At 64.8% G+C, this 9480-nt stretch carries 9 protein-coding genes and 1 pseudogene; 9 read left to right on the top strand and 1 reads right to left on the bottom strand.

The genetic code is table 11. The annotated features are described in order from the left end of the window. Nucleotides 1–45 precede the first annotated feature (45 nt). Nucleotides 46–615, top strand: a complete 570-nt coding sequence (locus JOZ76_RS18130) for a NifU family protein (protein ID WP_291700380.1) — start codon at nt 46–48, stop codon at nt 613–615. 181 nt (nt 616–796) lie between these two features. On the opposite strand, the gene JOZ76_RS18125 is transcribed toward JOZ76_RS18130, so the two are convergent. Then, nucleotides 797–2482 (bottom strand): methyl-accepting chemotaxis protein, encoded by a 1686-nt coding sequence (locus tag JOZ76_RS18125; RefSeq protein WP_291700378.1) that lies wholly within the window; start codon nt 2480–2482, stop codon nt 797–799. Between the two features lie 350 nt (nt 2483–2832). Between JOZ76_RS18125 and tsaB the strand changes: the two genes are divergently transcribed. The 8 genes and pseudogenes from tsaB to JOZ76_RS18085 all read left to right on the top strand — a co-directional run. After that, a complete protein-coding gene (tsaB, locus tag JOZ76_RS18120) occupies nt 2833–3510 on the top strand; it encodes a tRNA (adenosine(37)-N6)-threonylcarbamoyltransferase complex dimerization subunit type 1 TsaB (RefSeq protein WP_291700376.1) in 678 nt (225 codons plus the stop codon). Between the two features lie 35 nt (nt 3511–3545). Then, nucleotides 3546–4034, top strand: a complete 489-nt coding sequence (rimI, locus tag JOZ76_RS18115) for a ribosomal protein S18-alanine N-acetyltransferase (protein WP_441300054.1) — start codon at nt 3546–3548, stop codon at nt 4032–4034. A 182-nt stretch (nt 4035–4216) separates the two neighbouring features. Further along, entirely contained in the window at nt 4217–4666 is a 450-nt protein-coding gene (locus JOZ76_RS18110; protein WP_291700371.1) for a Fur family transcriptional regulator, read from the top strand. A gap of 199 nt (nt 4667–4865) precedes the next feature. After that, a complete protein-coding gene (miaB, locus tag JOZ76_RS18105; protein ID WP_291700369.1) occupies nt 4866–6269 on the top strand; it encodes a tRNA (N6-isopentenyl adenosine(37)-C2)-methylthiotransferase MiaB in 1404 nt (467 codons plus the stop codon). 64 nt (nt 6270–6333) lie between these two features. Continuing rightward, complete coding sequence (locus JOZ76_RS18100) at nt 6334–7311, top strand: PhoH family protein (RefSeq protein ID WP_291700367.1); 978 nt, start codon at nt 6334–6336, stop codon at nt 7309–7311. A 79-nt stretch (nt 7312–7390) separates the two neighbouring features. Next, complete coding sequence (gene ybeY / locus JOZ76_RS18095) at nt 7391–7900, top strand: rRNA maturation RNase YbeY (RefSeq protein WP_291700366.1); 510 nt, start codon at nt 7391–7393, stop codon at nt 7898–7900. 1 nt (nt 7901) lies between these two features. Further along, a complete protein-coding gene (locus JOZ76_RS18090) occupies nt 7902–9020 on the top strand; it encodes a hemolysin family protein (protein ID WP_291700363.1) in 1119 nt (372 codons plus the stop codon). 32 nt (nt 9021–9052) lie between these two features. Next, nucleotides 9053–9480, top strand: a pseudogene (locus JOZ76_RS18085) (apolipoprotein N-acyltransferase); the annotation flags it as partial.

The raw sequence follows: 9480 nt of genomic DNA, 5'->3' as shown, positions 1-9480 counted from the left end.
AGACCCCCACGCGCCGGCCTTGAACCGGCGACGCCGGAGACAACCATGTTCATTCAGACCGAAGCCACTCCCAATCCCGCCACTCTGAAATTCATTCCGGGCCGCGTCGTTCTCGACGGCGGGCCGATGCAGTTCACCACCCCGGAGGAAGCCGCGCGTTCGCCGCTCGCCGAACGGCTGTTCACGGTGCCCGGGGTCACCAGCGTATTTTATGGTTCCGACTTCATCACCGTGACCAAGACGGAGGGCGACTGGCAGCATTTGAAGCCCGCCATCCTCGGCGCGATCATGGAGCACTACATGTCCGGTGCGCCGCTGCTCGCCGACGGCATTACGGCCGGCGATGACGCGCGCGAGGCGGACGATGAGTTCTTCGACGAGTCCGACGCCGAGACGGTCGACATGATCAAGGACCTGATCGAGACGCGGGTGCGCCCTGCGGTGGCCAATGACGGCGGCGACATCACCTTCCGCGGCTTCAAGGATGGGATCGTCTATCTCAACATGAAGGGCTCCTGCTCGGGCTGTCCGTCTTCGACCGCGACGCTGCAGCATGGCATCCAGAACCTGCTGCGGCATTTTGTGCCCGAGGTGGTCGAAGTCCGTCCGATGTGACCGTGACCCGGAACTGAGCTGTCATCGTCCGCGAAAGCGGACGATCCAGTATCCCAGAGACGGGGGGTGCTTGACGGAGAGGCCGCGGCGTACTGGATCGCCCGGTCAAGCCAGGCGATGACTGGAAGTTGGACTAGGACCAGCTCCAGACTTCGCCCAGGAATGACGGACAGCAGAGCCCCTACCCCGCCCGGCCGATACTGGCGGCTTCCGCTGCGGCGCGGCGCATGCTGGACGACATTTCGTTGGTCACCGTGCTCTGTTCCTCCACCGCGACCGCGGTCGAGGACACGTATTCCCTGACGCCCTGGATCGCGGTCTTGATGGCGTTCAGCGCGCCGACCACGTCGGCCGAAATTCCGGTCAGGTTGCCGATCTCGCTGCCGATCTTGTCGGTCGCCTGCTTGGCCTGATTGGCGAGATTCTTCACCTCGGCGGCGACCACCGCAAAGCCGCGCCCTGCATCGCCCGCCCGCGCCGACTCGATGGTCGCGTTTAGCGCGAGCAGGTTGATCTGGCCGGTGATGTCGCCGATCAGCTCCACGATGCTGCTCATCGATCCGGCCGCAGTGGAGAGCCGCTGCGCCTGCCGGTCGGCGACCTCGACGCGCTCGACCGCCGTGGCCGCCGTCTGCCTGGATTTTGTCATCGCTTCCGAGATCTCGCGGACCGACGATGAGAGCTGTTCGGCACCGGAGGCGACCTGCTCCATCATGCCGCGCACCTTGTCGCCCTTCATCCGGGCGATCACCTGGGCCGTCGTATCGTTGGCGTATTTCACCACCTTGCAGGGCTGGCCGTTGACGTCACGGATCGGATTGTAGGAGGCCTGGATCCAGATCTCCTTGCCGGCCTTGCCGATGCGCTTGTATTCGCCCGACTGGAACTCGCCGCGCTTCAGCCTGGCCCAGAACTCGCGATAGGCTGCGCCGTCGCGATCGGTCGCCGGCACGAACATGCTGTGATGCCGGCCCTTGATCTCGGACAATGTGTATCCGAGCGCCTTCTGGAAATTTTCGTTGGCGCCCAGGATCACGCCATCCATGTCGAACTCGATCACGGCCTGCGATTTACCGATCGCCTCGATCTGGCCGGCGAGATCGGCGGTCCTGAGCTTTTGCCGGGTGATGTCGGATGCGAACACGACCACCCGGAACGGCTTGCCGCTGTCATCCAGGATCGGATTGTAGGAGGCGAGAACCCAGGCCTCCCGGCCGTCCTTGCCGATCCGCTTGAACTCGCCGATGCGAAACTCGCCGCGATTGAGCGCTGCCCAGAACTCGCGATAGGCGGCGCTGTCGCGCTCGGCCGGCGCAACGAACATGCTGTGGTGCTTGCCGACGATCTCGGCAAGACTGTAACCCATGCCCTGGAGTAGGGCCTCGTTGGCACCGACGATCGTTCCATCGAGATCGAGATCGATCACCGCCTGCGAGCGCGCGATCGCCGCCAGCTTGCCGGCGTCCTCCATGCTCTGGATCCTTTGCGCCGTGACGTCGCTGCCGAATTCGACCACCTTGACCAGCCTGCCGCCGGCGTCGGCCAGCGGTGTGAAGGCGGCCCGGAGCCAGACCTCCTTGCCGTTCTTGCCGACCCAACTGTATACCCCGGTCCGGGTCTTGCCCTTGTTGAGGTCGGCCCAGAACGTCCGATAGTCGGCGGAGGCTCGCATCGCGGCGGAAACGAAGTCGCCATGGTGCCTGCCCGTGATTTCGGAAAGGCGATAACCGAGCACGTCGAGCAAAGTCTGGTTGGCCGTGATGACCGTGCCATCCATGTTGAATTCGATCACCGCCTGGGATTTGTAGATGGACTCGGCCAAGGCCAGCGCCTCGCTGGTTTTCGAACTGATGCGCCAGAATGACATTGAAGCCCCCCTCTTCGGCTTGTCCGGCTTGACGGCGACCGGTTGCCGAACATGTATCGTCCGCTGACGGTAAATTTGCAGGGCCAAGGCTAATTTTTAATTAATCGCCAGCTATTTCAAAGGGTTACCGACTAATAGTTGCAGGCATGCCGGACCTATCAGGATCCGGGAGCGAGCTCGGGCAGCACTGCGCGCAATGGTAGAGCTGCTTTGCTGGGAACGGCGCGCGGAACCATGCTAAGGGTCCGAGCGACACGGGGATTGGCTGGGACAGCGGACGCGCTTCGAGAGAAGGAGAGCCGGCCCAATCCTGGTCGTGAAATGCAAAAAGGGCTCGCCGGGCTTGCACGATGCTGATCCTCGCCATTGATACCGCGCTCGACGCCTGCGCGGCCGCCGTGCTGGACACCAATGCAGGCCAATTGATCGCCCAGGAGCAGCAGCCGATGAAGCGCGGCCATGCCGAGGCGCTGATGCCGCTGATCGCGCGCGTCATGAGGGCCGGCGGCCTGCCGTTCGCCGCGCTGGACCGCGTCGCGGTGACCACGGGTCCCGGAAGCTTCACGGGCCTGCGGGTCGGATTGTCGGCAGCGCGCGGCATCGGCCTGGCGGCGAATAAGCCCGTGGTCGGACTGACGACGCTGACGGCCTATGCCGCGCCTGTCGTGAGCCAGAATGCCGAGCAGCCGGTGCTCTCAGCGATCGATGCGCGGCATGACCAGGTGTATTTCCAAGTCGTCGCCGGGGATGGCACCTCGTTGCTGCGCGCGCGCGTCGGCCTGATCGACGAGGCCGTCGAGACGTCGCGCTTTGGCGCGCTGCATCTGGTCGGCAACGCCGCGCAGTTCCTTGCCCAGCGCTGGCCGGCCAAGTCCACGCCGCCGTTCAAGGTCGAGGCGCTGGCTGCGCCCGACATCACCTGGGTTGCGTGGCTCGGTGCCGCCGTCAACCCGGAGACTGCGCCGCCGCGGCCCTATTATCTCCGGGCGCCCGACGTCAAGGCGCCGGCGCCGCCGCCTGTGCCGTGATCGACACTGCCATGCTCCTTTGGCCGTTCGACCTGCTGCTCGACCTGTTCGAGGCCTTCTGGGCCGGCAACAGCAACCTCGTTGTCCAGGGCGCGACCGGGCGCGATACACGGCGGCTGGCCGAGATCCACGCCGCATCGTTCCATCGCGGCTGGAGCGAGGACGAGTTCGACCGCATGCTGGCCGAGCGCAACACGCTGCTGCAGGTGCTGCGAATGGGAAGCAACGTCATCGGTTTCGCCGTGTCCCGCATCGGGGCCGATGAGGCCGAGCTTCTGTCGATCGCCATCGACGGCGTGCATCGCGGCCGGGGCATGTCCGGCAACCTGCTGGTCACGCATCTCGGCCATCTCGCCGGGCGCGGGGTCAAGACGGTGTTCCTCGAAGTCGAGGAAAACAACCGGCCCGCGCGACGGCTGTACGAACGTACCGGATTTGCCGTGGTCGGACGCCGCGAGCGCTATTATCGGCAGGCGAGCGGGGAACAGTTGAATGCGCTTCTGATGCGCCGTGACTTGTCGTAAGCTTCGTGTCCCGCCGCCTTCCTTCGTTGCGCCTCGCCCGCACTTCGTGACGACTCGCAGACACCGGGAAACCAAACCGGGTGTCACCTGCGATATGACGGCGAACTTGCGGCCCGCAGCGACAAGGGGCTTCAAATCGGCCGCGCGAAGTGGCAGAAACGCCCCTAGAAGAGAAAATCCCGATGACAGCCCTGAAACCCTCCTCCGCGCCAAAGCCCTCCGGCATCGAGGCGCGTTGCGCTGCGACCGGAATGCGAATGACCGAACAGCGCCGCGTCATCGCGCGGGTGCTGGCGGAAGCCTGCGATCATCCCGATGTCGAGGAACTGTATCGCCGCTGTGCGGCGGTCGACGACAAGATCTCGATCTCGACGGTCTATCGCACGGTCAAACTGTTCGAGGACGCGGGCATCATCGAGCGGCATGATTTTCGCGAAGGGCGCGCGCGCTATGAGCAGATGCGCGACAGCCATCACGACCATCTCATCAATCTGCGTGACGGCAAGGTGATCGAATTCACCTCGGAGGAAATCGAAAAGCTGCAGGCGGAGGTCGCGCGCAAGCTCGGCTACAAACTGGTCGATCACCGGTTGGAACTGTATTGCGTTCCGCTGGAGGACGATAAGGGGTGACGCTGAGTTTCTCCGCGGCGACCTAAACCATCAACCTCGTCATCCCGGGTTCGATGCCATCGGGCCTCGCTTCGCGCGGACCCCATAGCATCGCCCCGGAATGACGGTGTATGGCTGGAATTCCGGCACTTTAGCCTATATCTGAGCGCCTCGCCCTCCAATGGGGCGCCGTTTCCCAATTCTCCAGCTTTCGTATCCCATGACGTCGCCGAAGAAGCTGCACATCAAGTCCTACGGCTGCCAGATGAATGTCTACGATGCCCAGCGCATGGCGGACACGCTGGCCGGCGAAGGCTTTGTCGAGACGGCCGAGGCCGACGACGCCGACCTCGTCATTCTCAACACCTGCCACATCCGCGAGAAAGCCTCCGAAAAGGTCTTTTCGGAACTGGGACGGCTGCGCGTGGCCAAGGACGAGGCGGCGCGGCGCGGGCGGCAGGTCAGCATCGCGGTGGCCGGGTGCGTGGCGCAGGCGGAGGGCGACGAGATCATCCGCCGCGCGCCGGTGGTCGATATCGTCGTAGGTCCCCAGAGCTATCATCATCTGCCGACACTTCTCGCGCGCAGCCGGGCCGGCGAGGCCGCAGTGGAGACCGAATTTCCGGTCGATGACAAGTTCAACTTTCTGCCGCAGCCGAAAGCGGAGGCGATCCGCGCGCGCGGCATTTCGGCCTTCGTCACCGTGCAGGAAGGCTGCGACAAGTTTTGTACCTTCTGCGTGGTGCCCTACACCCGCGGCGCCGAAGTGTCGCGGCCGGCGGAAAAGATCATCGACGAGGTGAAGCGGCTGGCCGACAATGGCGTGCGCGAGATCACGCTTATCGGACAGAACGTTAACGCCTATCACGGCGAAGGCGAGGACGGCCGGACCTGGCCGCTGGGACGGCTGCTTTATCGCCTCGCCGAGGTTCCCGGCGTCCTCCGGCTGCGCTATTCGACCAGCCACCCCCTCGACGTCGACGACAGCTTGATCGCGGCGCATCGCGACCTCAAGGCGCTGATGCCCTTCGTGCACCTGCCGGTCCAGTCGGGTTCCGACCGAATCCTGGCGGCCATGAACCGCCGCCATACCGCAAGCGATTACCTGAAAATCGTCGAGCGTTTCCGTACCGCCCGTCAAGACATTGCATTTTCATCGGATTTTATCGTTGGCTTCCCCGGCGAGACGGAATGCGAGTTTACCGAGACCCTCGCACTTGTCACGGAAATCGGCTACGCTGCGGCTTATTCGTTCAAATATTCGCCGAGGCCGGGCACTCCGGCGGCGGAGATGCGGGAGACGGTGTCAGCACCTGACATGGACGAGCGATTGGCGCGGCTTCAGAGTTTGATCGACAGCCAGCAATCGGCCTTCAACAGGGCTGCGATCGGAAGCACCGTGGAGGTGCTGTTCGAGCGCGCCGCCCGCAAGGACGGGCAGATCGTCGGCCGCACCGCCTATTTGCAGCCGGCCCATGTCATGGCCCCGCCCGATATCATCGGACAGGTCAAGCCGGTCCGCATCGAAAGCCTCGAGCGCTACAGCCTGCTTGGCGAGCTCGCACCGATCGGGGCGCTCACATCGCCGCAGCCCGCCGCCTCCCTTAGTCCCACCGGAGCCTGAACCCTTGCCAAAAAGCGCATCGGATTCACCCTCGCTTGCTCCCAGCCGCAAATTCGACCGCGACATGCAGCTTCCGCCTGAGACCCAGGTCGTGATCGACTTCGACGACAATCGCGCCGCGTCCGCGCTGGTTGGCCCGTACGGCCAGAACCTTGCGCTGATCGAGCGCCGGCTCGGCGTGCTGGTCGACTCCCGCGGCAACCACATCACTATCGCCGGCTCGCGCGATGGCTGCGACGCGGCTCGCCGCGTACTGGAGATGCTGTACGCCAATGCCATCAAGGGCCATGATCTCGACCAGGGCGAGGTCGAAGGCGCGATCCGCGCCGTGATCGCGCAGGGCTCGCTGTTCGAATACGACGCCAAGACCGCCAAGTCGGCGTTCGAGATCATCAATCTGCGCAAGCGGCCGGTGCGAGCCCGCACCGCCGCCCAGGACTCCTATATCCGTGCACTCAAGCGGCATGAGCTGGTGTTCGGGGTCGGCCCCGCCGGCACCGGAAAAACCTGGCTTGCGGTGGCGCACGCGGCGCAACTGTTCGAGCGCAAGGAAGTCGATCGCATCATCCTGTCGCGGCCTGCGGTCGAGGCCGGCGAGCGGCTCGGCTTCCTGCCCGGCGATTTGCGCGAGAAGGTCGATCCTTATCTGCGGCCAATCTACGATGCGCTGTATGACCTGATGGATGCGCGCATCGTCGAGCGCGCGCTGCAGACCGGCGAGATCGAGATCGCGCCGCTGGCCTTCATGCGCGGCCGCACACTGACCAATGCCGTCATCATCCTGGACGAGGCCCAGAACACCACCTCGATGCAGATGAAGATGTTTTTGACCCGGCTCGGCGAGAACAGCCGCATGATCGTGACTGGCGATCCCTCCCAGGTCGACCTGCCGAACGGCCAGACCTCCGGCCTCGCCGAAGCCGCAAAGCTGCTCGACGGCGTCGAGGGCATTGCACAAGTCAAGTTCACGGCCGAGGACGTGATCCGCCATGAGCTGGTGGCGCGGATCGTGGCGGCCTATGAGGGCAAGCCACAACTCTGAAGCCCAGGCCGAACTGGCGCGGCGGGCCCACGCCCGCGCCGGCCAGAGGCGCACACCCAAGATTTCATTTAAGCTTACGATGCCAGATTCCTTCATTCCCATCACCGAGGTTCTCGTCACCGCCGATTGCTGGCGCGAGGCGGCCGATGCCGAGGCCGTGATCCTGCGCGCGATCGCGGCGGCGGCCGAGACCGCCGATGCCGACACCGGCGGCGCGGAACTCGCAGTGATGCTGACGGACGATGCAGGCATCCGCACGCTGAACAAGAACTGGCGTGGCATCGACAAGCCGACCAACGTCTTGTCGTTTCCAGCCTTGCAGCCGACCGCGCCGCCCGGCGATGATGATCCGCCGCGCATGCTCGGCGACATTGCCATCGCCTATGAGACGCTCTGCAGGGAAGCCGACGAGGAACAAAAACCGTTCGACCATCATCTCAGTCATCTCACCGTGCACGGCTTCCTGCACCTGATCGGCTACGATCACGAGACCGACGACGAGGCCGAGGCGATGGAGGCGCTGGAACGGGAAATTCTGGCGCAACTCGGGATTCCCGATCCCTATGGGATGCGGGAACGGATCAACTGAGATGGCCGATTCCGAGCCGATCCACGACAACCCGCGCAACACACGCAACCTGCCTGCGGTGGTGCCGCAAAGCGAGGTCGGGCGGACCGCGTCCGAGAACTGGCTGTCGCGGGCGATCCGCAACCTGTTCGGGTGGAAGTCGAACTCGGTCCGCGACGACCTGCAGGTCGTGCTCGACGCCTCGACGCCTGACGACGTCGGCTTCTCCGCGGTCGAGCGCACCATGCTGCGCAACATCCTCGACCTGCACGAGCGGCGCATCGCCGAAATCATGGTGCACCGCGCCGACATCATCGCGGTGAAGCGCGACATTCCGCTCGGCGAGCTTTTGAGCCTGTTCGAAAGCGCGGCGCATTCCCGCCTCGTGGTCTATAACGACACCCTCGACGACCCCGAAGGCATCGTCCACATCCGCGACCTCTTGGCTTTCATGACCGCGCGCGCCCGCGTGCCCGACGAGGCCAAGACCCGGCGCAAAAAACCGCTGCCAGCCGGCCTCGACCTGCGCGCCGTCGACCTCGCCATGCCACTGTTCGAAGCCAACATCATCCGCAAACTGCTCTATGTGCCGCCGTCGATGCGGGCCATCGACCTGTTGGCGCAGATGCAGGCCTCGCGCATCCACCTTGCGCTGGTGGTCGACGAATATGGCGGCAGCGATGGCCTGGTCTCGCTCGAGGACATCGTCGAGCAGATCGTCGGCGAGATCGACGACGAGCATGACAGCGACGAGCCGCCGTCGATCGTTCGCCAGGCCGACGGTTCCTTCATTGCCGATGCCCGCGCCAGCCTCGACGACGTGCGCTCGGTGATCGGAGAAGAATTCGTCACCGGCGAAGCCGGCGAGGAAGTGCAGACGCTCGGCGGCTATCTCGTCAGCTTTGTCGGACGGCTGCCGGTGCGCGGCGAAGTGATTTCCGGTCCGGCCAATTTCGAGGTGGAAGTGCTGGACGCCGATCCGCGCCGGGTCAAGCGGCTGCGCATCGCGGTGCGCAAGGAACGCCCGCCACCACGGACCCAGCGCGAGAGCCGCCGACGCGAAGCCGCCTCCGACGCACCCCTGCCACCCGGCCAGGGTCATCCGAGCCCGCCCTCCGGCGACGGAGCCGATCCCCAGTGAGCGCTGTCGCCAAAAGGCTCAGTGCAGCGAGCTTGGCCATTATCCTCAGTTGGGGATGGAAGCGCGCCGCCATCGCATTCGTGGCAGGCAGCCTGTCGGACCTGGCGATGGCGCCGTTCAATGCCTGGCCGGTGCTGTTTATGACATTTCCCGTCGCAGTCTTCCTGATCGATGGCGCCGGCGCCGGCCGGCTGCGCGGCGTGCCGAGCGCGGCGATGAGCGGCTTCTGGTTCGGCCTTGGCTATTTCGTGCCGGGCCTGTACTGGATCGGATACGCCTTTCTGGTCGACGCCTCCACCTTTGCCTGGCTGCTGCCATTTGCGCTGTTGGGGCTACCGGCCTATCTCGCGCTGTTCACCGCGTTCGGCTTTGCGCTGGCGCGCCTGATCTGGCCGCGCGACGCTTCGCGCGTGATCGCGCTCGCGGTCTGTCTCACGATCAGCGAATGGCTCCGCGGCCA

This window comes from Bradyrhizobium sp. (genome assembly GCF_019244115.1).
In the GTDB taxonomy this organism is placed as follows: Bacteria; Pseudomonadota; Alphaproteobacteria; order Rhizobiales; family Xanthobacteraceae; genus Bradyrhizobium.
This window is presented reverse-complemented; position numbering and strand designations above follow the sequence as displayed.